Annotated in this window: 26 protein-coding genes and 4 pseudogenes; 14 read left to right on the top strand and 16 right to left on the bottom strand. The window is 51.0% G+C overall.

What is annotated here, in order from left to right:
• Positions 1–56: 56 nt before the first annotated feature.
• Complete coding sequence (locus IM314_RS02500) at positions 57–245, bottom strand: hypothetical protein (RefSeq protein WP_041909758.1); 189 nt, start codon at positions 243–245, stop codon at positions 57–59.
• A 425-nt stretch (positions 246–670) separates the two neighbouring features.
• Here IM314_RS02500 and IM314_RS02505 point away from each other — a divergent pair.
• From IM314_RS02505 to hslJ, 6 genes and pseudogenes are all read left to right on the top strand, one after another.
• A pseudogene (locus IM314_RS02505) lies at positions 671–799 on the top strand (type VI secretion system tube protein Hcp); the annotation flags it as partial.
• A gap of 5 nt (positions 800–804) precedes the next feature.
• Positions 805–1,116 (top strand): tlde1 domain-containing protein, encoded by a 312-nt coding sequence (locus tag IM314_RS02510; RefSeq protein ID WP_309487347.1) that lies wholly within the window; start codon positions 805–807, stop codon positions 1,114–1,116.
• A 381-nt stretch (positions 1,117–1,497) separates the two neighbouring features.
• The gene (locus tag IM314_RS02515) at positions 1,498–2,898 is read left to right on the top strand and encodes a cytochrome ubiquinol oxidase subunit I (RefSeq protein WP_193358184.1); all 1,401 of its coding nucleotides are present in this window, start codon (positions 1,498–1,500) and stop codon (positions 2,896–2,898) included.
• Positions 2,898–3,908, top strand: coding sequence for a cytochrome d ubiquinol oxidase subunit II (cydB, locus tag IM314_RS02520; RefSeq protein ID WP_041909739.1), 1,011 nt, complete (start codon positions 2,898–2,900; stop codon positions 3,906–3,908). Before IM314_RS02515 ends, cydB begins: the two co-directional genes overlap by 1 nt.
• Positions 3,908–4,036 carry a DUF2474 domain-containing protein gene (locus IM314_RS02525; protein WP_008501283.1) on the top strand — a complete coding sequence of 43 codons (129 nt, stop codon included), beginning with the start codon at positions 3,908–3,910 and terminating at the stop codon, positions 4,034–4,036. The genes cydB and IM314_RS02525 overlap by 1 nt, the downstream gene beginning before the upstream one ends.
• 126 nt (positions 4,037–4,162) lie before the next feature.
• On the top strand, positions 4,163–4,600 hold the full coding sequence (hslJ, locus tag IM314_RS02530; protein ID WP_041909737.1) for a heat shock protein HslJ: 438 nt from the start codon (positions 4,163–4,165) through the stop codon (positions 4,598–4,600).
• Here hslJ and IM314_RS02535 read toward each other — a convergent pair whose 3' ends face one another.
• Complete coding sequence (locus tag IM314_RS02535) at positions 4,601–4,867, bottom strand: DUF333 domain-containing protein (protein WP_028013313.1); 267 nt, start codon at positions 4,865–4,867, stop codon at positions 4,601–4,603.
• A 271-nt stretch (positions 4,868–5,138) separates the two neighbouring features.
• Here IM314_RS02535 and nifJ point away from each other — a divergent pair, with 271 nt between their 5' ends.
• Together nifJ and ompC are read left to right on the top strand one after the other, a co-directional pair.
• Positions 5,139–8,663: a pyruvate:ferredoxin (flavodoxin) oxidoreductase gene (gene nifJ, locus IM314_RS02540; protein ID WP_193358183.1), complete on the top strand. Its 3,525-nt coding sequence runs from the start codon at positions 5,139–5,141 to the stop codon at positions 8,661–8,663.
• A gap of 389 nt (positions 8,664–9,052) precedes the next feature.
• Complete coding sequence (gene ompC / locus IM314_RS02545) at positions 9,053–10,213, top strand: porin OmpC (RefSeq protein ID WP_060571760.1); 1,161 nt, start codon at positions 9,053–9,055, stop codon at positions 10,211–10,213.
• 332 nt (positions 10,214–10,545) lie between these two features.
• Here the strand turns inward: ompC and IM314_RS21900 are convergent, their stop codons facing one another.
• The 6 genes and pseudogenes from IM314_RS21900 to IM314_RS21905 form a co-directional block, all read right to left on the bottom strand.
• Positions 10,546–10,623, bottom strand: a complete 78-nt coding sequence (locus IM314_RS21900; RefSeq protein ID WP_223239581.1) for a hypothetical protein — start codon at positions 10,621–10,623, stop codon at positions 10,546–10,548.
• A 68-nt stretch (positions 10,624–10,691) separates the two neighbouring features.
• Entirely contained in the window at positions 10,692–11,114 is a 423-nt protein-coding gene (locus tag IM314_RS02550) for a GFA family protein (RefSeq protein WP_041909734.1), read from the bottom strand.
• Between the two features lie 3 nt (positions 11,115–11,117).
• Positions 11,118–11,315 carry a hypothetical protein gene (locus IM314_RS02555; RefSeq protein WP_028013317.1) on the bottom strand — a complete coding sequence of 66 codons (198 nt, stop codon included), beginning with the start codon at positions 11,313–11,315 and terminating at the stop codon, positions 11,118–11,120.
• 64 nt (positions 11,316–11,379) lie between these two features.
• Positions 11,380–11,808: a VOC family protein gene (locus IM314_RS02560; RefSeq protein WP_041909731.1), complete on the bottom strand. Its 429-nt coding sequence runs from the start codon at positions 11,806–11,808 to the stop codon at positions 11,380–11,382.
• Positions 11,809–11,903: 95 nt separating this feature from the next.
• Positions 11,904–12,248, bottom strand: a complete 345-nt coding sequence (locus tag IM314_RS02565) for a DUF1294 domain-containing protein (protein WP_047365475.1) — start codon at positions 12,246–12,248, stop codon at positions 11,904–11,906.
• A 128-nt stretch (positions 12,249–12,376) separates the two neighbouring features.
• Positions 12,377–12,466 (bottom strand): annotated as a pseudogene (locus IM314_RS21905) (ABC transporter); the annotation flags it as partial.
• 65 nt (positions 12,467–12,531) lie between these two features.
• On the opposite strand from IM314_RS21905, the pseudogene IM314_RS22100 reads away from it, so the two are divergent.
• Positions 12,532–12,636, top strand: a pseudogene (locus tag IM314_RS22100) (site-specific integrase); the annotation flags it as partial.
• Between the two features lie 298 nt (positions 12,637–12,934).
• The gene (locus IM314_RS02570; RefSeq protein ID WP_047365002.1) at positions 12,935–13,609 is read left to right on the top strand and encodes an SOS response-associated peptidase; all 675 of its coding nucleotides are present in this window, start codon (positions 12,935–12,937) and stop codon (positions 13,607–13,609) included.
• A gap of 51 nt (positions 13,610–13,660) precedes the next feature.
• Here the strand turns inward: IM314_RS02570 and IM314_RS02575 are convergent, their stop codons facing one another.
• Positions 13,661–13,873, bottom strand: a complete 213-nt coding sequence (locus IM314_RS02575; protein WP_072059952.1) for a cold shock domain-containing protein — start codon at positions 13,871–13,873, stop codon at positions 13,661–13,663.
• Positions 13,874–14,160: 287 nt separating this feature from the next.
• Here IM314_RS02575 and IM314_RS02580 point away from each other — a divergent pair, with 287 nt between their 5' ends.
• Positions 14,161–14,379: a cold shock domain-containing protein gene (locus IM314_RS02580; protein ID WP_028013321.1), complete on the top strand. Its 219-nt coding sequence runs from the start codon at positions 14,161–14,163 to the stop codon at positions 14,377–14,379.
• A 241-nt stretch (positions 14,380–14,620) separates the two neighbouring features.
• On the opposite strand, the gene IM314_RS21915 is transcribed toward IM314_RS02580, so the two are convergent.
• Positions 14,621–14,866, bottom strand: a complete 246-nt coding sequence (locus IM314_RS21915) for a YnfU family zinc-binding protein (protein ID WP_309257186.1) — start codon at positions 14,864–14,866, stop codon at positions 14,621–14,623.
• Positions 14,867–14,934: 68 nt separating this feature from the next.
• Here IM314_RS21915 and IM314_RS02585 point away from each other — a divergent pair, with 68 nt between their 5' ends.
• Positions 14,935–15,162 (top strand): hypothetical protein, encoded by a 228-nt coding sequence (locus IM314_RS02585; RefSeq protein WP_071993718.1) that lies wholly within the window; start codon positions 14,935–14,937, stop codon positions 15,160–15,162.
• A gap of 675 nt (positions 15,163–15,837) precedes the next feature.
• On the opposite strand, the gene IM314_RS02590 is transcribed toward IM314_RS02585, so the two are convergent.
• From IM314_RS02590 to IM314_RS02600, 3 genes are all read right to left on the bottom strand, one after another.
• Positions 15,838–17,106: a Y-family DNA polymerase gene (locus IM314_RS02590; protein WP_041909725.1), complete on the bottom strand. Its 1,269-nt coding sequence runs from the start codon at positions 17,104–17,106 to the stop codon at positions 15,838–15,840.
• Positions 17,107–17,108: 2 nt separating this feature from the next.
• Complete coding sequence (locus IM314_RS02595; protein ID WP_041909723.1) at positions 17,109–17,528, bottom strand: translesion error-prone DNA polymerase V autoproteolytic subunit; 420 nt, start codon at positions 17,526–17,528, stop codon at positions 17,109–17,111.
• 241 nt (positions 17,529–17,769) lie between these two features.
• Positions 17,770–18,531, bottom strand: a complete 762-nt coding sequence (locus IM314_RS02600; RefSeq protein ID WP_131701751.1) for a tail fiber domain-containing protein — start codon at positions 18,529–18,531, stop codon at positions 17,770–17,772.
• Positions 18,532–18,641: 110 nt separating this feature from the next.
• Here IM314_RS02600 and IM314_RS02605 point away from each other — a divergent pair.
• Positions 18,642–19,187 (top strand): annotated as a pseudogene (locus tag IM314_RS02605) (site-specific integrase); the annotation flags it as partial.
• 49 nt (positions 19,188–19,236) lie between these two features.
• Positions 19,237–20,172 (top strand): tRNA 2-thiocytidine(32) synthetase TtcA, encoded by a 936-nt coding sequence (gene ttcA / locus IM314_RS02610; RefSeq protein WP_028013348.1) that lies wholly within the window; start codon positions 19,237–19,239, stop codon positions 20,170–20,172.
• Between the two features lie 42 nt (positions 20,173–20,214).
• Here the strand turns inward: ttcA and dbpA are convergent, their stop codons facing one another.
• The 3 genes from dbpA to zntB form a co-directional block, all read right to left on the bottom strand.
• Positions 20,215–21,588 (bottom strand): ATP-dependent RNA helicase DbpA, encoded by a 1,374-nt coding sequence (gene dbpA / locus IM314_RS02615; RefSeq protein ID WP_047365000.1) that lies wholly within the window; start codon positions 21,586–21,588, stop codon positions 20,215–20,217.
• 27 nt (positions 21,589–21,615) lie between these two features.
• Positions 21,616–21,780 (bottom strand): hypothetical protein, encoded by a 165-nt coding sequence (locus tag IM314_RS21920; protein WP_305143948.1) that lies wholly within the window; start codon positions 21,778–21,780, stop codon positions 21,616–21,618.
• 291 nt (positions 21,781–22,071) lie between these two features.
• A complete protein-coding gene (gene zntB, locus IM314_RS02620; protein ID WP_028013350.1) occupies positions 22,072–23,055 on the bottom strand; it encodes a zinc transporter ZntB in 984 nt (327 codons plus the stop codon).
• Positions 23,056–23,101: the final 46 nt, after the last annotated feature.

Below are 23,101 nucleotides of genomic sequence, written 5' to 3' on the forward strand. Positions count from 1 at the left end.
TATATCAGCAGGAGAAAAAGAGAAGATTTTGCTAACTGTTATAGTTTAAGTAAAAATTACTTACGGTACTCGGTAACGTGGCTATGCGCCTGACGCGCAGCGGCCAGGTGATCGAGCGTGATCATTGACGATTTGCAAAAGATGCATTTCGCACCGAGCGGGTTTTTCTCAGATACATCAAAGACTGAGGTACGGTACTGCGAGCCATGACAGCATGGGCAGCGGAAATGGATATAAGAAGTCATAGGATTCTCCTGTGAACGTAAAAACGTAAATTACTCATGAGCCGATCAGGCAATAATGGTTTTAAACAAAACTAATCGGAATGTAGACAAAGACCCAAGAGAGGCTGCGGAGAGGCACAACGTGATGAGAACTGCTTTATGAAACTACGTCAGATATTTTTTTGGACTCAAAACCAGAAGACCATTAACGCACGGCGATGACGACAAAGCAAGCGGTTTAATGCCAAAATTCATAAAAATAGTGTTTTTATTCAGAAACGCTTAATACGGCACAAAATATTAGCGGGACCAATCTCGAGAAAAACATTTATAAATCAATGAAATATAAATATTTTGCATGGCATTTTTTGTCTAATCACCATAACACATTGGGAGTATTAACATTCATTCGGTATACGAACTGTGAAAGAAAAACGGAGTTTAAGATGGCCATTCCAGCATACCTGTGGCTAAAAGACGACGGTGGAGTAGATATCAAAGGCGCTGTCGATGTACAAGATCGTGAGGGCAGTATCGAGGTGTTGGGATTTAGTCATGGTCTGCATCTACCAACAATATCGTGACACGTCCACGAGGCGGTTTTGGTACTCACTGGCATGACGCAATTAAAGGGTTAGAAAGCGGATCAAACCGTGACTTTTGGTTTGCTCTTTACCGCCACGATACTCACATTGACGATAGAACTTTTATCAATAATGTTGAGCGTGGTTCTTTCCGGTTACACCCGGCGGGACAATCTGGGATTAGCAATGGATGTATTACGTTGCCAAATCACTCCCATTACAGAATTCTGATGCATGGTCTACTGGCGTCCGGCACGTTTAAAGTTACTGCTGGGTTAGATGCACCTGGAACAATACAGGTATATTAATGAATGCAAAAAAGCATACCCTTACCTGGGTTGTTGAAACATTGATGCTGTTTGTTTTTTACTCACTTGTATGTTACTTCATGCCTGATGTATTACTTTATCATCTCTTCACCAGACATTTTGGCTTTATGACTGAACTTGAATGGAGTGAAAGCTATACACTGTTGCTTTTCATCTTCTCATTTTTGCTCAATGCCATGTTGATTTACCTCTGGGCATTACGAAAATGAACCTCCCTTGGGCAGAAATATTGCCGCCCAGCAATATAAAGCAAAGGCAGGCAAGAAAACTGTTATAGATAAATAACCCAGGTCTGTCTCTGCAACCCAGCGCTGGCGCGGCTTAGAATGGCATCGACATAATTACATCGCGGAGTTTTGCATGTTTGGTTTAGATGCTTTTCACCTTGCGCGGATACAGTTTGCCTTTACCGTATCCTTTCACATTATTTTCCCGGCCATCACTATCGGCCTGGCCAGCTATCTGGCCGTGCTCGAAGGGCTGTGGCTTAAAACGAAAAATCCAGTCTGGCGCTCGCTGTACCATTTCTGGTCGAAGATTTTTGCCGTCAATTTTGGCATGGGCGTGGTCTCCGGTCTGGTGATGGCCTACCAGTTTGGCACCAACTGGAGCGGCTTTTCGCAATTTGCGGGCAGCATTACCGGCCCGCTGCTGACCTATGAAGTGCTTACCGCCTTCTTCCTCGAAGCCGGGTTCCTCGGCGTGATGCTGTTCGGCTGGAATAAAGTGGGGCCAGGGCTGCACTTCTTCTCCACCTGCATGGTGGCGCTGGGCACCATTATCTCAACCTTCTGGATCCTCTCCTCGAACAGCTGGATGCAGACCCCGCAAGGCTACGAGATCGTCAACGGACAGGTGGTACCGGTGGACTGGTTCGCCGTGGTATTTAACCCCTCCTTCCCCTACCGCCTGCTGCATATGTCGATTGCGGCATTCCTGAGTAGCGCCCTGTTTGTCGGTGCATCCGCAGCATGGCATCTGCTGCGCGGGAATAATACCCCTGCCATTCGGGCGATGTTTTCGATGGCGCTGTGGATGACGCTGATTGTTGCACCCATCCAGGCGCTGGTTGGCGATATGCACGGGTTGAACACCTTAAAGCATCAGCCCGCCAAGATTGCCGCTATTGAAGGCCATTGGGAAAATCCGCCGGGCGAGCCTACCTCACTGCTGCTGTTTGGCTGGCCTGACATGGAGCAGGAGCGCACCCGCTTTGGAGTGGCGATCCCGGCGCTGGGTAGCCTCATCCTGACGCACAGCCTGGATAAACAGGTCCCTGCGCTAAAAGAGTTTCCAAAAGAAGACCGTCCTAATTCCACCATCGTCTTCTGGTCGTTCCGCATTATGGCGGGCTTAGGGATGCTGATGCTGCTACTTGGGGTAGTGGCGCTCTGGCTGCGTTATAAAAAGCGAGTTTATTCTTCGCGTCCGTTCCTGTGGTTTGCCCTGCTGATGGGGCCATCCGGGCTGATTGCCATTCTGGCCGGATGGGTCACCACCGAAGTCGGCCGCCAGCCGTGGGTGGTCTACGGACTCCAGCGAACGAAGGATGCGGTTTCAGCCCATGGTGACCTGCATATGAGCGTGAGCCTGCTGGCCTTCTTCGTCGTCTATACCTCGGTATTCGGCGTGGGCTACAGCTATATGGTGCGCCTCATCCGAAAAGGCCCGCAGCCGCATGAATCGTTCGCCACCGAGTCCGATGGACGCCCGGCGCGCCCGCTTTCTGCCGTCACAGCTGAACATAAGGAGCAGCCATAATGGGTATCGATCTTTCCATTATCTGGTTTGTCATCATCGTCTTTGCCACGCTGATGTATATCGTCATGGACGGGTTTGATCTGGGAATCGGTATTCTGTTCCCGGCAACACAAAACGCCGACGATCGCGACGTGATGGTCAACAGCGTCGCACCGGTCTGGGACGGCAATGAGACCTGGTTGGTGCTGGGTGGTGCCGCCCTGTTCGGTGCATTCCCACTGGCCTATGCGGTGATTGTTGATGCTCTGACCATTCCGCTGACGTTAATGCTGATCGGACTTATATTCCGCGGCGTGGCGTTTGAATTTCGCTTTAAAGCCACGCCGGCCCACCGTCCTTTCTGGGATAAGGCGTTTATTGGCGGTTCCGTTCTGGCGACCTTTACCCAGGGCGTGACGGTAGGTGCCGTCATTAACGGCTTTAGCGTCACGGGCAGAACGTATACCGGCGGACCGTTTGACTGGTTTACCGCGTTTAACCTGTTCTGCGGCGCGGGTCTGGTGGTGGCCTACGCGCTGTTAGGCTCAACCTGGCTGGTGATGAAAAGCGAAAATGCGCTGCAGCAGCGGATGCGTGAGGTGTCGAAAACGCTGTTAATCGTGCTGCTGGCGTTTATCGCAGCGATCAGCCTCTGGACGCCGCTGGCGCACACGGCCATCGCGGCGCGCTGGTTTACGCTGCCGAATCTGTTTTATCTGCTGCCAGTCCCTGCCCTGGTCGTCATGTTTAGCTTCTATCAGTGGCGCTGCCTGAGTAATCCTGACAGCCATGCTCGGCCGTTTATTCTGACGCTGGGGCTAATATTTCTCGGCTTTAGCGGGCTTGGGATCAGCATCTGGCCGCATATCATACCGCCGTCGATCACCCTGTGGCAGGCCGCCGCGCCGACGCAAAGCCAGGGCTTTATGTTGGTGGGCGCGCTGTTGATCATTCCCGTTATTCTGGTCTACACCTTCTGGAGCTACTACGTATTTCGCGGCAAAGTTCAGCCTGGGGAGGGTTATCACTGATGCAACAACCTGTCTGGAAAAGATTGCTGTGGCTGGCCATTATTTGGGGCGGCAGCGTACTTGCGCTGGCAGCAGTCAGCATGCTCTTTCGCATGCTGATGACGGCTGCCGGGTTTAAATCGCATTAAACTTCATTCCGGGCAGCCCTGTGCTGCCCGGCACCACCCCGCACTTTCAGATAAACCCCATTAACGCACCGCAGAGTATCGTTACACTGGTAAAAGATTCACAGAATTTATTATTTGAGAAGAAAAATGAAAAAGCTCATCGCGTTAAGTGTTATCAGCCTTGTCCTCAGCGGCTGCGTTAATCCGGGCAAAGCATCCGTTCAGCCGGATCAGCTGAAGAGCCACCGTTTTGTTCTGGAAAACGTGGACGGCAAATCCGTGAAGGGCATGACAACGCAGCCTGAGATCGTTTTTAACGCGCTTCCCGACATTAGTCTCATTGATAACATTAGCGTTTCGGGCCAGATGTGTAACCGCTTCAACGGGCAGGGAAAGCTGTCCGAAGGCGAGCTAAAAGTGAAAACGCTGGCGATGACCCGCAAACTTTGTACCGAACCACAGCTTAACGAGCTGGATCAGGCCATTGGCGACATGCTGCGCAAAGGGGCGCAGGTCGACCTGACTGAAGACCAGCTGACGCTGGCGACGGCCGATAAGACGCTGATGTTTAAGCGAGCAGAATAATCAGTAGCTACCGCAGCTTCCAACGGCAAGCGACTGTTCACTACAGCGTTTGCCGTTTGGCAAGGCGCACATCCCAATAGCCGAACCATCAAGCTGGCGGGCAACAGACAGCGAGCCGCCAATCATGGCGCAGTTGGCCTGGCCTGAACTGGACATTGCCGCTTTCATTCCCGGCGCCACGTGGGCCGCCGTGGCCTGCTGCACAGGTTCACTGCTACATGCCGACAACAACAACGCGGCACACCCTACCCAAAATGCTGAACGCATGCTCTCTTCCCCGTAATTAGTGCGAAACCTAAGCATAATAGGCATCACATCCCGTGTCGTCGAGAGCGGAAGTGCGTATTTATGCGCCGCTGAAACAATTTCTCGCAATTTTTTCGCCCTAAGTTTGATCTAACCATTGATGGTGGGAATACCGAGGACACAAAAGCGAAAATCGTAAAACCCCCTGTTTGCTAGACTACACAGATAATATTCAGGGTTTGTCGCCTTATGACAGCCCCCTATTTTTTGCGCAATGTAAGGGTGTCGTCCTATGCAAACTATTGACGGTAATGGTGCAGTTGCCTCAGTCGCGTTTCGCACCAGTGAAGTTATCGCCATCTATCCGATCACGCCAAGTTCAACTATGGCCGAGCAGGCGGATGCCTGGGCGGGAAACGGGTTAAAAAACGTCTGGGGCGATGTCCCGAGAGTGGTTGAAATGCAGTCTGAAGCGGGTGCGATTGCTACGGTCCACGGAGCGCTGCAGACTGGCTCGCTTTCCACCTCGTTCACCTCCTCTCAGGGATTGTTGTTAATGATCCCAACGCTGTACAAACTCGCGGGACAACTGACCCCCTTCGTCCTGCACGTCGCGGCGCGTACGGTGGCCACCCACGCACTCTCAATTTTTGGCGATCACTCGGACGTGATGGCCGTGCGCCAGACCGGGTGCGCGATGCTGTGTGCCAGCAGCGTTCAGGAAGCACAGGACTTTGCCTTAATTTCGCATATCGCCACGCTCAAAAGTCGCGTACCGTTTATTCACTTCTTTGATGGTTTCCGCACCTCTCACGAAATCAACAAAATCGTCCCGCTGGCTGACGAGACTATCCTGGATCTGCTGCCACAGGCAGAAATTGACGCGCATCGCGCCCGCGCCCTTAACCCGGAACATCCGGTAATTCGCGGGACATCGGCAAACCCGGATACTTATTTCCAGTCACGCGAGGCCACAAACCCGTGGTACAACGCGGTTTATGACCACGTCGAGCAGGCAATGAATGACTTTGCTGCCGCAACCGGACGCGAGTACAAGCCGTTCGAATACTACGGCCATCCGCAGGCCGAGCGCGTGATTGTGCTGATGGGATCTGCTATCGGCACCTGTGAAGAGGTGGTCGACGAGCTGCTGACCCGCGGCGAAAAGGTCGGCGTGCTTAAAGTGCGTCTTTACCGCCCGTTCTCGGCTAAACATCTGCTCTCTGCCCTGCCGGAAAGCGCGCGTACCGTGGCGGTGCTCGATCGAACCAAAGAGCCGGGCGCACACGCGGAACCGCTGTATCTTGACGTGATGACCGCTCTCGCTGAAGCCTTTAATAACGGCGAACGTGAAACGCTACCGCGCGTTATCGGCGGTCGCTATGGCCTGTCTTCCAAAGAGTTTGGCCCGGACTGCGTGCTGGCCGTGTTTAACGAGCTAAGGGAAGCGAAACCCAAGCCGCGTTTCACGGTCGGCATTTATGATGACGTAACGAATCTTTCCCTGCCTTTACCGGAAAATACCCTGCCTGCAACAGCCAAACTTGAAGCGCTGTTCTACGGCCTGGGCAGCGACGGCAGCGTCTCGGCCACCAAAAACAACATCAAGATCATCGGCAATTCAACCCCGTGGTACGCGCAGGGTTACTTCGTCTACGACTCCAAGAAAGCCGGCGGTCTGACCGTTTCTCACCTGCGCGTCAGCGAGCAGCCCATCCGCTCGGCCTACCTTATTTCTCAGGCCGACTTTGTTGGCTGCCATCAGCTGCAGTTTATCGACAAGTACCAGATGGCTGAGCGCCTGAAGCCCGGCGGTATTTTCCTCCTCAATACGCCATACAATGCGGATGAGGTCTGGGCGCGCCTGCCGCAGGAAGTACAGACGGTGCTGAAGCAGAAAAAAGCCCGATTCTATGTGGTTAACGCGGCGAAAATCGCCCGCGAATGTGGCCTGGCCGCGCGTATTAATACCGTCATGCAAATGGCCTTCTTCCATCTGACCAATATCCTGCCGGGCGACAGCGCGCTGGTGGAACTTCAGGGCGCCATCGCCAAAAGCTACAGCAGCAAGGGGCAGGAGCTGGTAGAGCGAAACTGGCAGGCGCTGGCGCTGGCGCGCGAGTCGCTGTTCGAGGTGCCGCTGCAGCCGGTCAATGACGCCAGCCCGAATCGCCCTCCGGTGGTATCGGATGCCGCACCTGATTTCGTGAAGACCGTCACGGCCGCCATGCTGGCCGGGCTGGGTGACGCCCTGCCCGTCTCTGCGCTGCCGCCGGACGGAACCTGGCCGATGGGCACCACCCGCTGGGAAAAACGCAACATCGCCGAAGCGATCCCCATCTGGAAAGAAGAACTCTGTACCCAGTGTAACCACTGCGTCGCGGCCTGCCCGCACTCGGCCATTCGCGCCAAAGTGGTGTCACCGGAAGCAATGGAAGATGCCCCGGCCAGCCTGCACTCTCTGGATGTAAAATCCCGCGACATGCGCGGCCAGAAATACGTTCTGCAGGTCGCACCGGAAGACTGCACCGGGTGTAACCTGTGCGTTGAGGTCTGCCCGGCGAAGGACAGGCAGAACCCGGACATCAAAGCCATCAATATGATGTCGCGCCTTGAACACGTTGAAGAAGAAAAAGTGAATTATGACTTCTTCCTGAACCTGCCGGAAATCGATCGCAGCAAGCTGGAACGCATTGATATTCGTACCTCGCAGCTGATCACGCCGCTGTTCGAGTACTCCGGCGCATGCTCCGGCTGCGGTGAAACGCCGTACATTAAGCTGCTTACCCAGCTGTACGGTGACAGGATGCTGATTGCCAACGCCACCGGCTGCTCGTCTATCTATGGCGGTAACCTGCCCTCCACGCCGTACACCACCGATGCGAATGGGCGCGGTCCGGCATGGGCAAACTCGTTATTCGAGGATAACGCCGAATTTGGCCTGGGCTTCCGACTCACCGTTGACCAGCACCGCGCACGTGTGATGCGCCTGCTTGAACAATTTGCCGATAAGATCCCGGCTGAACTTAACGCGGCGCTACACGCAGAAGCCACGCCAGAGGTTCGTCGCGAGCAGGTAGCTGCACTTCGCAGCGCACTCAAGGGAATTGACGGCGCTGAACAGCTTCTGACCGACGCTGACGCCCTGGTCGAAAAATCGATCTGGCTGATTGGCGGTGACGGCTGGGCTTACGACATCGGCTTTGGCGGGCTGGATCATGTGTTAAGCCTGACCGAAAACGTCAACATTCTGGTTCTGGATACACAATGTTATTCCAATACCGGTGGGCAGGCATCGAAAGCCACGCCGCTGGGCGCCGTCACGAAATTTGGTGAACACGGTAAACGCAAGGCACGTAAGGATCTCGGCGTGAGCATGATGATGTACGGCCACGTTTACGTCGCGCAAATCTCGCTGGGGGCGCAGCTTAACCAGACGGTGAAAGCCATTCAGGAGGCTGAAGCGTATCCAGGGCCGTCGCTGATCATTGCCTACAGCCCGTGCGAAGAGCATGGCTACGACCTGGCCCTCAGCCACGATCAGATGCGTCAGCTGACGGCCACCGGCTTCTGGCCGCTCTACCGGTTCGATCCGCGCCGTGCGGACGAGGGCAAATTACCGCTGGCGCTGGATTCACGTCCGCCGTCAGATGCCCTGGCAGAGACGCTGATGCAGGAACAGCGCTTCCGCCGTCTGAATGCGCAACAGCCTGAGGTGGCAGAACAGCTCTGGAAAGACGCCGCCGAAGATCTGCAAAAACGGTATGACTTCCTGGCACAAATGGCGGGTAAAGCCGAAAAATCAACCAGCGACTAACTCCACTGCCCGGCTTGTCCGGGCATTTTTTTGCCATAAAAAAAGCCCGATGTCTTCACATCGGGCTAATCCAGATAATTAATGAATCTCTCTTTAGTTTCCCAAATGACATTCACGATAATTATTGATAAATAATCTTAAAGGCATATAACGGCGCAGAGATTACCTGATTCAACCGCTGATTAATAATTTTTATTTAATATGAATCATTTTCAATCATTCACCACAACAATGATCATTTCCGCGGATTTATTCCTTTGAGATTTAACTCAATTAGTAACAATTATATTTTATTACTCTTTCGCAGGAGTGATTTAGCATGAGACAACTTTCTTATCCGGGAAGTTCAACAGGTAATCAAATAAAAACAACTGCAAAGGAATATCACGATGCAAAGAAAAGTACTGGCTCTGATGATTCCAGCTCTGTTAATGGCTGGCGCCGCGCATGCGGCAGAAATTTATAATAAAGACGGCAACAAATTAGATCTGTACGGAAAAGTAGATGGTCTGCACTATTTCTCCGATGATGCCTCAAAAGACGGCGATCAAACCTACATGCGTCTGGGTTTTAAAGGTGAAACGCAGATTAACGACATGATGACCGGCTACGCGCAGTGGGAATATAACATTCAGGCGAATAACACCGAAGGATCTGATAATCAGTCCTGGACGCGTCTGGCCTTCGCGGGTGTCAAAGTGGGTGACTACGGTTCCTTCGATTATGGTCGTAACTATGGCGTGCTGTACGACGTGGAAGGCTGGACCGATATGCTGCCTGAGTTCGGCGGCGACTCTTACACCTATGCGGATAACTTTATGACCGGCCGCGCCAACGGCGTGGCAACCTACCGCAACACTGACTTCTATGGTCTGGTGCAGGGTCTGAACTTCGCGCTGCAGTATCAGGGCAGCAACGAAGGCAGCAATTGCGATGAGACGGGTTGCTCTCAGGAAGGGACTAACAACCGGACAGATAACAACATCCGCAATCAAAATGGCGACGGCTTCGGTATTTCAACCACCTATGATTTCGGCATGGGGTTCAGTGCCGGTGCCGCTTACGCTTCATCTGACCGTACAAATGACCAGGTAAGCGCAGGTACTGGCGCTGCGTCTCAATATGCGGGGGGTGATAAAGCGGATGCCTGGACTGCAGGCCTCAAATATGACGCAAATAATATCTACCTGGCGGCGATGTATTCTGAAACCCGTAATATGACGCCGTACGGTTCAGGTGATAGCAAATCAGGCGGCGGTATTGCCAACAAAACTCAGAACTTCGAAGTGACCGCACAGTACCAGTTCGATTTCGGTCTGCGTCCGGCCATTTCTTACCTGCAGTCTAAAGGGAAAGACCTGGGCAACGGTCAGGGCGATCAGGACCTGGTTAAATATGCGGACGTAGGCGCGACCTACTATTTCAACAAGAACATGTCCACCTACGTTGATTATAAAATCAACCTGCTGGATGAAGATGACAGCTTCTACAAAAACAACGGTATCAGCACCGACGATGTCGTTGCATTAGGCCTGGTTTACCAGTTCTGATGGTCAGAGCCCGCAGCGTCATGCGGGCTCTCCTTTTTTTGATGTTTGTCTCACAACAGCGCTTTATCGCGATATTGTTGAGGATAAGTTGAAAGAAAGCGGGTTAGACTGCGCCGATATCCCCCTCTTCATTAAGGATAACTGCGTTGTTTGGTCGTATATCCGTTACCATTCTGACACTTTTAGCATGCTTGTGGATGGCGTTAATCTTTGATTTTCGAGATATTGTCGGGCATCTCGGCACGCTGCTAAACCATCTGGATCACCATTAACAGTGAATCCCAGAAAAAAGCCACCAGCAGTGCCGGTGGCGGTCATACGCATTTCGAGCGTTATTTTTTCACGGGTTGAGGTTTTTTATCCCCTGATTCCGGGGCCTCACGCGGATCGTCTTTTTCTACACAGAGCATAATTTCTCCTGTTTTAGAAACCCACTTCCCACTATAGCCAGGCTGATAAAAAAAAGGCCAGGCGGTAATTAATCTTGATTGGTCTCTTTTTTGCGAAACGAGAGATAGCCAAAAACGCCGCTTTCGCCGTCGCTCGGATGGTTTACGCCATCCATCACCGTCACTTCTGGGAAATCAAACGGCGACACATTTTTAAAACAGGCCACATTGACGCCGTATTCATTTGGGTTAGAGCGACGCTGATGGAACGTGTAAATCCCGCAGACCGAGCAGAAGAAATGCCGCGCCGTCCCCGTGTTGAACCGGTACTCCGTCAGCTTATCCTCACCTCTGGTCACGGTGATACCCGACAGCGGTGCAGAGACCACAACCGCGCCCCGCATACGGCAAAAAGAGCAGCTGCAGCGCCGCGCGGTATTCAAGCCGTCAGTCAGTTCGACGGTAAAAGCCACCGCACCACAGTGGCACTGTGCATGACGAATGTCAGCCATTGGCTATACCCCTTTTCTTACCAGTTCGGCAGCTTTGAGAAAAACCTCATCTTCTACACCATCGCCTTTCTGCCTGCCCAGCCTGACAAGTTCGTTGACAATGCTGTCACGATCGATCGTTTTTTGCGATGAAACCAGCCCTATAACGGCGGCCCCAATCGCCAGCCCCACTAATCCTGTTTGTTCGTCTTTGTTCTTCATACTCATGCTCCTGATACAACAAACAAGCGTAGCAGGATTTTTCAGACCGTTTTCAGGCGTTTTACTATTTCGCCTGGATCGCTGTTATTCCGACACGCTGGCCGTATGAGAGCTCTAAGGTATTACCGTCAGGATCGGCAAAAAATACATAATAACCGACGGGGTCACCCAGATCTTCCGGCGCTTTCCTCAACACCCCTTCTTTAGCGGCCATCGCAGTTTTTCTGTCAATTTCTTCGCGCGTGGCGCAGGCAATCCCAAGGTGGCCAAAATGCCCCAGCGGCGTATCGGTCACGGTGTCCGCCTGCACCAGAACCAGCGCAAAAGGACGCGTATGGTCAGTTAGCCACGCCACTTTACGGGCAGTTGGAAGATCGGGCTCACGCGAATGGATGACGTCCATCCCGGCATATCGGCGATAGAAAACAAGGCTCTTCTCCAGATCCCTGACCATAAACGCAACATGAGTGAATCCTACATCAATGTCTTTCATTTTAAGATGTTACTCCTGTATCAACATGTCGTAGCCATCTTAAAAGTTCAAGTTAACTTGAGGTCAACGGTGAATTTGTGCGGTCCTGATGATGTTCAAAAAAGAATAAAGGGACAGAAATGATAAAGCGCCGCCGTGGCTAAAATATTCACGACGATGCTCAGCAAAAACCAGGTTTTGAAGGGTTGCTTCTGCGTTTTATGGCGAAAGAGCTGTTGGCCCAATATGGCGCCTGGCCACCCTCCCACAGTACCAAACGTCAGTAAAGTGACTTCCGGTATCCTGCGCATCGCTTTTCGTGCCGCCGTTTTGTCGACACCATAAATCGCTATCGTCAGCATATTAATCAGCAGAAACCACATGGCAAAAGGATACGAGGAAAAAAAGGTGCCAATCGCAGCGAAGATCAGCAGAACAAAACAAAAGCGATTCAATGTCATAGGGTCAGTCACGGAATATGTAAGCGTATGTCGGGAAAGCATTATACGCTATCTTACGCATGTATCCGGTCAGGTGCTATCAGCCCGCTTTTGCATGCGGGCCTCAAAATGAATGACCTCTTCGACGCACCGAATTGCATTTTGTGAAGCTTCGCATACGCGCCGTCATGAGCAAGCAGTACCTTATGGCTTCCGCGTTCAACGATAACGCCAGTTTGTTTTGGTCCCCCCTCTCCCGGATAGCGAACAGAAAGCCGACTACGCTTTATTAGCTGTTGCGCAGAGTGTAAAACGTGCTGGCATTCGCCGCCGGAATCCGTACCATACGCGGCATACTTTTGCCTGCTGGCTATTATCTGCCGGCGCTAACCCGTCTTTCGCCGCTACTGGCTCCGAAGGTAGTAATAAATGCAAGAAAATCAACCAAATACAAAGAAAAAGCAATACAACCTGAATAAGCTACGCTGATTTTGCCAGCTCATTGATATCATTTTTTTTATCAATACATTCAATTAGTTATAGCATAGCATCTTCCCCCTAAAGCTACCCATAACTACATTTTTAGTGCCCTTTTTTTGCCCCTATTCCGCAGTTTTGCCCCCAAATTTGCCCCTAACTTTACCCAATGCGCACATCTTTTTCTCCCTGCCCTATACTTTTAGTCTGACATCTGGCTGGAGGTTTCTATGTGTGGGCGTTTTGCACAAGCTCAAACGCGTGAAGAATACCTGGCTTACCTGGCCGATGAAGCCGATCGCGACATCGCATACGACCCTGAGCCTATTGGACGTTACAACGTGGCGCCAGGTACCAAAGTTCTGTTGCTGAGCGAACGTGACGAGCAGCTGCATCTCGATCCGGTCCTGTGGTCTTACGCGCCCGGGTGGTGGGATAAAGCACCATTGATAAACGCGCGTGTCGAGACAGCGGCCACCAGCAGGATGTTCAAACCTCTCTGGCAGCATGGCCGGGCAATCTGCTTTGCTGATGGATGGTTCGAGTGGAAGAAGGAAGGCGACAAGAAGCAGCCATATTTTATTCACCGGGCAGACGGTCAGCCGATATTTATGGCCGCGATCGGCAGCATACCGTTTGAGCGAGGCGATGAAGCAGAAGGTTTTCTGATAGTAACGTCTGCCGCTGACAAAGGCCTAGTGGATATTCACGACCGCCGGCCCCTGGTCCTATCGCCAGAAGCGGCCCGGGAATGGATGCGCCAGGATGTTGGAGGAAAAGAAGCGGAAGAGATTGTATCTGACGGCTCTGTACCAGCTGAGATGTTTGTCTGGCATGCTGTGACCCGTGAAGTAAGAAATGTAAAAAATCAGGGGAGAAAATTGATAGAACAAATAGATATATAATCTGATGTACTTTTGATGTGTACTTTATATTTGGTTTAATATTATCTCCCTTTAAGAAAGAAATATATTTGCAGCCATCGGACCACTAAGCCCATTTATACGATAAAATTCAACACGAACGCCAAGTTTTAACGTTTGGCTTTCATTATTACTAAATGCGAAAATATGTAAAAAAACATCTTTCCTGCCATCTGATGGGATAATCAATCCCTTTCCGCTCTTGAAGTCAAAACTTTTGACAATTCCTGTCATTCTACGAGGCAAATATTTTCCTAATGGCAATCCAGATTTGACTATACAGGATTGGTTAATAATAGCCAAACCTATTTTATTGGACTTCCGGAAGGCTAAAATAAAATTTGCTTAATCTTTCAGCACGTGCCTTAATGGTTTGGCTGATTCATTGCGATGTTGAATCTAACTTTTCCAAAAGCCGTTCTCATAACTAGGTGGTATCTCTGATATCCCTCCTTTTGAGTCCATACATATACCAGCATACGTTTCTTATCATGAGCTTGCTTGTCAGTTTGAAATGTTCAAACGGAGTTTGTATGTCATCTAAAATCATAGGTCTTGTTAAGTGGTTTAACGAAGATAAGGGGTTTGGCTTTATCTCCCCACTTGATGGAAGTAAAGATGTTCTTGTTCACACTTCTTCCCTGCGGGGAGAAACATTTAATACCCTTTTTGAAGGACAAAAAGTCAAATTCGCTATCATAGCTGGAACTAAAGGTCCAATCGCTGCCAATGTAACACTTTGCGATAGATAATTTTAGATGGTTTACTCAAGCCAGCATGACTTTATCAGTGAAAGGTGATGTTCGGTTACTCACATCATTACAACAGGCCAGCATATTTACTTACCATCAAGTTTGCTGACCGATGTGATGAAATGCAGGACTGCTGCATGAACAGTCTCAAAGCAGAAGCTAACTGCTTATAAAATACTAAAGTGCGTAAGAGGTTAGGCAACCTCCAAAAGCATCACTTCTTATTTTTTAATAATTTTTTTTAGAAGCGCTGGGAAGATTTGAACAAAGCGCTACAGTATGGGCACACCAGCTGAGCCCCCTTTTGTACACGATTGTAACTATGTTCAGAATCTTTTGAGCAGATTGGACAAGGGCATTTTACTAAATAATTTCGGCGGAATTGAGAGTTTTTACGTGCAGACATAGACTTCTCCAGTTCAAATGGACCGCTACAGTACACGTAAAGGCAGCATAATGCTTGTTTTAATTTCGAGAGAGGTGACATAACGTGAATAAGCCAAACCCTTTCGAACAACCACGAATCTCAAAAAGCCATCAAATACAGTGGGATATATGAAAAAAGTAATCATTTTCTTTAATGGTAAACCAAGTAAAGTTATCACTGTACTTAAAGGCGTGACGTCAATACGCGAAGAATATCCTAATGGAGAAGAGGTAAACCTTCAGATCATGTCAGCCGGTTTTCCCTCTTTAACAGGTGACCATGAAGTTGTCTATGTTGCATCAGATCGAGAACTTACTTCTCAGGAAATACTAGATGCAGCCCAGAAGTATCTTTAAGATACCCAGACACACAGGCAAGACCAGTGTAAAAAATCACAATTATAATAGTAATTATTTATTATTAACGCCTGCTAATTGCAGGCTTTTTTTTCATAATACACACAACCATTTATTTTCTTGCAAATCAAACAGAGGAGTTAAACTTCCAGTACACTCATTCCTCGATTTACAAGGTCAAGCAGTTTCTTAATGGGAGTCCGAAAAAGATGGAGCAGAGAAATTAAAAAAATGACTCTATCAAATGCTTCATAGGATTATATGTTTAGACTCATCCCCAACGACGACTTTACTAATGATCAGCCCGGAAGACAAAACATCAACTATTGCTTCAAGACTCAAAAGTAAAAGATGATTAACACTTTTAAAATTATCATCACTTAACATAATTTGAACATGGACGCGGCAAAAAGTATGTAAAACTTCAATAAATACCGTATCATTTATTGAATGTAGCTGTTACATTGGATTTGATGATGAATCCTCCTCAGCGGCAGGGCTAATTAACCTGATGAATTATGTATTAAGCGGCTCATCATGTATTTCTGAAGCAGCGAGTCAAGAGTGGTTAGTTCAATGACTCACCGGGAGGCACCCGGCATCATATCCGTAAACCCCTGTGTACTTGCAGGGGCTTATTTACATCATAAATCTCTGAACGGGCCGATTAGAGAATCACCTTATTTTTAAGAGATCTGAATATCTTGTAGTATAACGCGGAGATAACATTTCCCGTTTCATCTGCCAGTGCTGCTGTATACCCTGCCCGGCAAAGTAAAGCGTTCCTTTACCGTCTTTCGCGTTCAGATGATCCAGCACCTCCATCAACCTTTCGCTACCTGCCCTCGGGGCGTTCTCGTCAAACAAGTTGAGCTGTGCTACCCCTTGGCTGAAAAAATCCCCAAGCATGATTCCTGCCTTCTGATACCGGTGACCTTCCTTCCAGATTTTGTCCAGGCACTTTACCGCGGCGTTGATGATGTCGCGGGAATCTTGGGTTGGGGTGAAAAGCTTCATGGACGCGCTGTTACCGTAATACGGCTCATTAAGCGCAAAGGGAGAGGTTTTCACGAAGGCCGAGATAAACCGGCAATACTGATGCTCACCGCGTAGCTTTTCAGCGCCTCTGGCGGCATAGGAGCAAATGGCCTGCCTCATTTGTTCGTATTCAGTGACGCGTTCACCGAAAGACCGGCTGCAGACGATTTCCTGCTTTGTAGGCGCAAATTCCTCCAGATCGAGACAGGGCTCGCCGCGCAGCTCCCGGACAGTTCGCTCAAGGACGACATTAAAGTGCTTTCGAATAATCCACGTACTCTGCTCAGAGAGGTCCAGAGCCGTTTTAATGCCCATAGCGTTCAGCTTCTTGCTGATGCGCCTGCCGACTCCCCAGACGTCCTCCACCGGAACCAGAGCAAGCAGTCGGCGCTGGCGATCGATATTGGATAGGTCCACTACCCCGCCCGTTTGCCGCTGCCATTTTTTGGCGGCATGGTTTGCCAGCTTCGCCAGTGTCTTTGTCTGGGCAATGCCAATACCCACCGTCAGGTGCGTACGCTTCAGAACTGTAGCGCGGATCTCTTTCCCGAAGTCTGTCAGGTCACGACAATTTCGAACACCAGTCAGGTCACAAAAAGCTTCATCGATACTGTAAATTTCGACTTGGGGACTCATTTCCTCCAGCGTCGTCATTACCCGGTTCGACATATCAGCATACAGCTCATAGTTGCTGCTGAAGCAGACAACGCCAGCGCGCCGGAATAGCTCCTTTTGCTTAAAGAACGGCTCTCCCATAGTAATTCCAGCGGCTTTGGCCTCGGCGCTGCGCGCGATTACGCAGCCATCATTATTTGAGAGAACGACAACCGGCCGCCCTCTCAGGTCCGGCCTGAATACAGTCTCGCATGATGCGTAGAACGAATTCACATCACAGAGCGCAAACATGTTCAGCTCGCCGATTTAACGATAAAAGTCACGACGCCGAAGACGTTCAGGGTGTCCTCGCTGCCAACAACTATAGGACTGTAGGCGCTATTCATAGGGTTGAGCTGAACGGTCGGGCGTAACTGCAAACGCTTAACAGTGAACTCCCCTTCCACCGCGGCGATGACAATGTCACCATGCTCAGCAGTCCTGGAGCTGTCCACCACCAGCAGATCACCGTCGCTGATCCCTGCTTCGATCATAGAATCACCTGCGGCTTTGACGAAATAAGTTGAACTCGGATGAGCGACAAGTAACTCATTGAGATCGATGCGCTGTTCAACGTAATCAGCTGCGGGGCTTGGGAAACCACACTGTACTAAGTCACTGAAAAGCGGAAGAGCGATAATTTCTCGCAGTTCTGTTGGCCTGATGAATTCCATTGCATACACCTCAAATACTGTTTTTATATACAGTAGTTTTATTTGTAAGTGTCCGCAAGATACAGGCCCTATCGTCACTGCTTAAAGCTTCGCCGTTTCGTTTCTAAGTTTATCTCTCGTTTCGAATTATCTCTTTTGTAAATTTTTCAATAATGGCGCAGATGTAAGCAGATCTGAGGGAGACAAAGCCCGTTAAATGCCAGAACGGGCTGCGGCTGAAAGCTAAGTCTTCATGATTCCGCTATTTTTGCTTAAGCTCCTGGAGCTCTTTCTGTGTTGCCTCCAGCTGTTTAATGACGTAGTTCAGTGCCAACACGGTATCAAGCATGATGACGTTGCTATCCAGCGCTAACGTATCGTCAGCATCAACCCTGTTGCCTTCACCATCAAATTTCGGTGCTGCAGGGACCAACGTTACGTACTCACTGTCGATCTTCATGACATCCTGAGCGATAACACCTCGGCGAACTCTCTCCAAAGGGTCATCGTTGTATACGTAAGTTGCTGGCAGGAATTTCTTGATATTCTCGTATGACTGATAACCATCATCGTATTTCACACTATGTTTCAGTTCGATATCACAGTTTGGTTGTTTAGAGAAAATATAATTGCCCCCAAAACCACCACTGCCTGAAACTGAAATATCCGCGGTAACGGTATTAAACGAGAAAATACGCGTTCCTGCAGATCCGCTATCACCAATGGTTACAAGTTCAATAGATGGCCAGTTGCTTTTCCCCTGGGAAATAGATCCAAGAGCGGTAACGGCGTGATACCCCCCTGAGCAATAGGTATGCCACCTGCCAAATGGTACAAATCCACTATCGTTTGGAGTTGATAGGTTTGGGCGTGCAAACGATGTGTTCGTGCTGTAGCCGTTAACAATATCTTGGTAACCGCCACCGTATCCTTCCCCAGGGCCAATATGGGTTTTTGACTGAAACGCTCCGTATGGGTACCAGCGGAAATCAGCATTGGTACTTACACCATCATAGATGTTCATTTGTACACGGGCTAAATCGGGTCCTGACCCACGTACAGCGCCAAGCCTCCATGTGCCAGAATAGTAGTTACCAGAAAGCCAGTTAACATAATTTTCAGCCGGACCGTCTTCATGGGGAGCTTGCAGCTCTTGCCTGGGAAGATATCGACTGGGAAAAAGGTACGGCTCATATACAGCGCAATCTTAATGCGTTGGGCATGTTCGGCCCACCAAAAACCGAAGCAGGTGACCGAGTTATCACGCTATTAGAGCCAGCACTAGAGGCCTTGAAGGCACAGCGTACGCTGACTTCGTTACAGCCCAAAACCGAGATTGTGTTTCATCACCGTGAGTATGGTGCGATGGAATATCAAAATCTGCGATTTGTTTTCATGCCCAGGATGCGCAAGGGCATACAGAAGGCCTACTACTCTTTATCGAGTATCGGCTCCAGATTTAACGCAGCTGTAAAACGTGCTGGTATTCGCCGCCGGAATCCGTACCATACGCGGCATACTTTTGCCTGCTGGCTTTTATCTGCCGGCGCTAACCCGTCTTTCATAGCCAGCCAGATGGGGCATGAAAACGCGCAAATGGTTTATGAAGTCTACGGTGCGTGGATTGAAGAGATGAATGGCGAACAGGTGCTGATGCTTAACGATAAGCTGGCACGCTGAATAATTTTTGCCCCTATTATGCCCCTACTGGCTCCGAAGGTAGTAATAAATGCAAGAAAATCAATCAAATACAAAGAAAGAGCAATACAACCTGAATAAACTGCAAAAGCGCCTGCGCCGTAACGTGGGCGAAGCCATTGCAGACTTCAACATGATTGAAGAAGGCGACCGCATCATGGTTTGCCTGTCAGGGGGTAAAGACAGCTACACCATGCTGGAGATCCTGCGTAATCTTCAGCAAAGCGCGCCGGTGAATTTTTCCCTGGTGGCGGTCAACCTTGACCAGAAACAGCCGGGTTTCCCGGAGCACATTCTGCCGGAATATCTGGAGCAGTTGGGCGTTGAGTATAAAATCGTCGAAGAAAACACCTACGGCATCGTGAAAGAGAAGATTCCGGAAGGGAAAACCACTTGCTCGCTTTGCTCCCGTCTGCGCCGCGGCATTCTCTATCGTACCGCAACGGAACTGGGCGCGACCAAAATTGCGCTGGGCCATCACCGCGACGATATCCTGCAAACGCTGTTCCTGAACATGTTCTACGGCGGCAAGATGAAAGGCATGCCGCCTAAGCTGATGAGCGATGACGGCAAGCATATTGTGATCCGCCCGCTTGCCTACTGCCGGGAAAAAGACATTGAGCGTTTTTCTCAGGCGAAAGGGTTCCCGATCATTCCATGCAATTTGTGCGGCTCACAGCCGAACCTGCAGCGTCAGGTGATCGGCGACATGCTGCGCGACTGGGACAAACGTTATCCGGGCCGTATTGAGACCATGTTCAGCGCGATGCAGAACGTGGTTCCTTCCCACCTCGCTGACGTAGAGCTGTTCGACTTCAAAGGTATCAACCACGGCTCGGAGGTGGTGAATGGTGGCGATTTGGCGTTTGACCGGGAAGAGATCCCAATGCAGCCTGCGGGCTGGCAGCCGGAAGACGAGGACAATCAGTTCGAAGAGTTGCGTCTGAACGTGCTTGAAGTGAAATAAGCGATGGGCGTCTCAGAAAGACCTTCTGAGACGCTTTATGCCTTATTTCAGCAGATGTACGCGGCAGGTTTTGCCTTTAATCTTGCCGTTTTGCAGCTGCTTCCACGCCTTATGCGCAACCGCCTGGCGAACCGCCACGTACACGTGTGCCGGATGAACCGCAATTTTCCCGATATCCGCCCCTTCCAGCCCCACATCTCCGGTCAGTGCGCCCAGCACATCCCCCGGTCGCATCTTGGCCTTTTTGCCGCCATCAATGCACAGCGTCGCCATTTCGGCCTCCAGCGGCACGAGTTTGATGCTGCCCGGCGCGTTCACCCAGTTCAGCTTGATCTGCAACATTTCAGCAAGAATATTGGCACGCTGCGCCTCTTCCGGTGCGCAGAAGCTGATGGCCAGGCCGCTGTTTCCGGCGCGCGCGGTACGACCAATACGATGGACGTGCACTTCCGGGTCCCAGGCCAGTTCATAGTTCACCACCAGTTCAAGGGATTTGATGTCCAGACCGCGGGCGGCCACGTCGGTCGCCACCAGCACGCGCGCGCTGCCGTTAGCAAAGCGCACCAGCGTCCGATCGCGATCGCGCTGTTCCAGGTCGCCGTGCAGCGACAGCGCGCTCTGCCCCACCGCATTCAGGGCATCACAAACCGCCTGGCAGTCTTTTTTGGTATTACAGAACACCACGCATGACGCAGGCTGGTGCTGGCTCAGCAGTTTCTGCAGGAGCGGGATTTTTCCCTGCTGCGAGGTTTCAAAGAACTGCTGTTCGATGGCCGGCAGAGCATCGACGCTGTCGATCTCAATGGTGAGCGGATTATTCTGCACGCGACCACTGATCGCGGCGATGGCTTCAGGCCAGGTCGCAGAGAACAGCAGCGTCTGCCTCCCGGCCGGCGCGAAGCGGATCACTTCATCAATGGCATCGCTGAAGCCCATATCCAGCATCCTGTCCGCCTCGTCCATCACCAGCGTGCTTAAGGCATCGAGCGAAACGGTGCCTTTTTGCAGGTGATCAAGCAGGCGGCCGGGCGTCGCGACAATAATGTGCGGCGCGTGCTGGAGCGAATCGCGCTGTGCGCCAAACGGCTGCCCACCGCAGAGGGTTAAGATCTTGGTATTGGGCAGGAAACGCGCCAGGCGACGCAGTTCACCCGCGACCTGGTCTGCCAGCTCGCGGGTCGGGCACAGGACCAGTGACTGGGTCTGAAACAGCGACGCGTCAATATGCTGCAGCAGACCAAGACCGAAAGCGGCCGTTTTCCCACTGCCCGTTTTCGCCTGCACACGCACATCCCGGCCTTCAAGGATAGCGGGCAGCGCGGCCGCCTGAACAGGCGTCATCGTGAGGTATCCCAACTCGTTGAGGTTGTCGAGTTGGGCGGCAGGCAGAACATTCAGGGTAGAAAAAGCGGTCACAATAATCTCTCGTGGTCATCTTTACGGTCAGATGGCGCGTATCCTCGCAGATCTCGGGGTTCGATGCGACAATTTAATCGGTTCTTCGTCCGGCGGCGGGTCTGGCATCGGCTGCGGACGCGGAATGGGATCGGGCATCGGCACGGGATCGGTGGGGACAGGATCGGACTGACGCGCGTGTTGCAGTAGCAGAGCGAGTAAAATGCTCATCTTTCCCTCCAGGATTTGCTGTCGTCCCTTTTAGGGTAGACGCTGAGAAACAGGAGGCAAAAAAAAGCCGACTATAAAGTCGGCGTCGTACGAATCAATTGTGCTATGCAGTAATTCAAAAAAGGAAGTAAGACAATATGGAGCGCAACGCCCATCGCTTGACGTTGCATTCACCTGCGGGAGTAATATTGCACCTTACGGGGGTGATGTTTATTGACTTTGCTCAATTAAAAGAGCGTTTTAATCCTCGAAAAAGGTGAAAAAATCGTAAATTTACAGCCATTTACTACGATGCAACCACCATGCAACACCACCAATCAAAACAACTAACATGACGCAAAACGCGGTAAAGCCGTACCGATATTCGCCGCCGGGTATACCACCCAGATTGACGCCAAAAAGCCCTGTCAGAAATGTGCTGGGTAAAAAGACCATCGCCATCAGGGACATCGTGTAGGTTCTTCTCGCCAGCGACTCCTGCATCACCTGTGCGATTTCATCCGCCATCACCGCCGTTCGGGCGATACAGGAATCGATCTCATCCAGCCCGCGGCCCAGCCTGTCAGCAATGTCCTGCATCCGGCGGCGCTGATCGTCATTCATCCAGTTGAGTCTTTCACTGGCCAGACGGGCATACACATCCCGTTGTGGCGTCATATACCGACGCATCACGATCAGCTGCTTGCGCAATAGCGCCAGAAAGCCGCGCGGCGGGATCTGCTGATCGAGCAGATTATCTTCCAGGTCGATGATTTTATCGTGCAGCTCTTCAATAAATTCGCTCGCATGATCGGTCAGGGCGTCACAGACGTCCACCAGCCAGCTGCCGCAGTCAACCGGTCCGGTCCCCTCTTTGAGGTCGTTCACAATGTCATCCAGCGCCAGAACCTTACGCTGACGTGTGGAAACAATTAGCCCATCGTCCATATAGACGCGCATTGCAACCAGCTGATCGGGACGTTCATCCGTGCTGCCGTTTATACAGCGCAGGGTGATAAGCGTCCCGTCACCCATCCTGCTTACGCGAGGCCGCAGGCTTTCCCCCGCCAGCGCATCACGTACGTTGTTAGGCAGCAGCGGAGTCGAGGCCAGCCAGTCAGCGCTGTCCGGGTGGGTATAGTTCAGATGTAGCCAGCAGGGATGCTCTTTATCAATGACATCATCATCTTCCAGCGGTCGGGCACCGCCGCGACCGTCCAGCACCCACGCAAAAACTGCGTCAGGAACGTTAAGTTCGGATCCTTTAATGCTCTCCACAGCGCCTCCCCTGTTTGGCTCTTTCGATGTCAGTCTAGCTTCCATC

Source organism: Enterobacter cloacae complex sp. P42RS (assembly GCF_014930595.1).
GTDB lineage: Bacteria > Pseudomonadota > Gammaproteobacteria > Enterobacterales > Enterobacteriaceae > Enterobacter > Enterobacter bugandensis.

What these genes read in the sequence shown, in the direction of transcription:
- IM314_RS02535 (WP_028013313.1), bottom strand. Translation starts at nt 4,867, where the DNA reads ATGCGTTCAGCATTTTGGGTAGGGTGTGCCGCGTTGTTGTTGTCGGCA.
- cydB (WP_041909739.1), top strand. Translation starts at nt 2,898, where the DNA reads ATGGGTATCGATCTTTCCATTATCTGGTTTGTCATCATCGTCTTTGCC.
- IM314_RS02585 (WP_071993718.1), top strand. Translation starts at nt 14,935, where the DNA reads ATGAAAAAAGTAATCATTTTCTTTAATGGTAAACCAAGTAAAGTTATC.
- IM314_RS02570 (WP_047365002.1), top strand. Translation starts at nt 12,935, where the DNA reads ATGTGTGGGCGTTTTGCACAAGCTCAAACGCGTGAAGAATACCTGGCT.
- IM314_RS02560 (WP_041909731.1), bottom strand. Translation starts at nt 11,808, where the DNA reads ATGAAAGACATTGATGTAGGATTCACTCATGTTGCGTTTATGGTCAGG.
- IM314_RS02595 (WP_041909723.1), bottom strand. Translation starts at nt 17,528, where the DNA reads ATGGAATTCATCAGGCCAACAGAACTGCGAGAAATTATCGCTCTTCCG.
- IM314_RS02590 (WP_041909725.1), bottom strand. Translation starts at nt 17,106, where the DNA reads ATGTTTGCGCTCTGTGATGTGAATTCGTTCTACGCATCATGCGAGACT.
- IM314_RS21900 (WP_223239581.1), bottom strand. Translation starts at nt 10,623, where the DNA reads ATGCTCTGTGTAGAAAAAGACGATCCGCGTGAGGCCCCGGAATCAGGG.
- IM314_RS02555 (WP_028013317.1), bottom strand. Translation starts at nt 11,315, where the DNA reads ATGAAGAACAAAGACGAACAAACAGGATTAGTGGGGCTGGCGATTGGG.
- IM314_RS02600 (WP_131701751.1), bottom strand. Translation starts at nt 18,531, where the DNA reads ATGAACATCTATGATGGTGTAAGTACCAATGCTGATTTCCGCTGGTAC.
- IM314_RS02500 (WP_041909758.1), bottom strand. Translation starts at nt 245, where the DNA reads ATGACTTCTTATATCCATTTCCGCTGCCCATGCTGTCATGGCTCGCAG.
- ttcA (WP_028013348.1), top strand. Translation starts at nt 19,237, where the DNA reads ATGCAAGAAAATCAATCAAATACAAAGAAAGAGCAATACAACCTGAAT.
- IM314_RS02565 (WP_047365475.1), bottom strand. Translation starts at nt 12,248, where the DNA reads ATGACATTGAATCGCTTTTGTTTTGTTCTGCTGATCTTCGCTGCGATT.
- ompC (WP_060571760.1), top strand. Translation starts at nt 9,053, where the DNA reads ATGCAAAGAAAAGTACTGGCTCTGATGATTCCAGCTCTGTTAATGGCT.
- IM314_RS02550 (WP_041909734.1), bottom strand. Translation starts at nt 11,114, where the DNA reads ATGGCTGACATTCGTCATGCACAGTGCCACTGTGGTGCGGTGGCTTTT.
- IM314_RS02525 (WP_008501283.1), top strand. Translation starts at nt 3,908, where the DNA reads ATGCAACAACCTGTCTGGAAAAGATTGCTGTGGCTGGCCATTATTTGG.
- IM314_RS21915 (WP_309257186.1), bottom strand. Translation starts at nt 14,866, where the DNA reads ATGTCACCTCTCTCGAAATTAAAACAAGCATTATGCTGCCTTTACGTG.
- IM314_RS02580 (WP_028013321.1), top strand. Translation starts at nt 14,161, where the DNA reads ATGTCATCTAAAATCATAGGTCTTGTTAAGTGGTTTAACGAAGATAAG.
- hslJ (WP_041909737.1), top strand. Translation starts at nt 4,163, where the DNA reads ATGAAAAAGCTCATCGCGTTAAGTGTTATCAGCCTTGTCCTCAGCGGC.
- IM314_RS02515 (WP_193358184.1), top strand. Translation starts at nt 1,498, where the DNA reads ATGTTTGGTTTAGATGCTTTTCACCTTGCGCGGATACAGTTTGCCTTT.
- nifJ (WP_193358183.1), top strand. Translation starts at nt 5,139, where the DNA reads ATGCAAACTATTGACGGTAATGGTGCAGTTGCCTCAGTCGCGTTTCGC.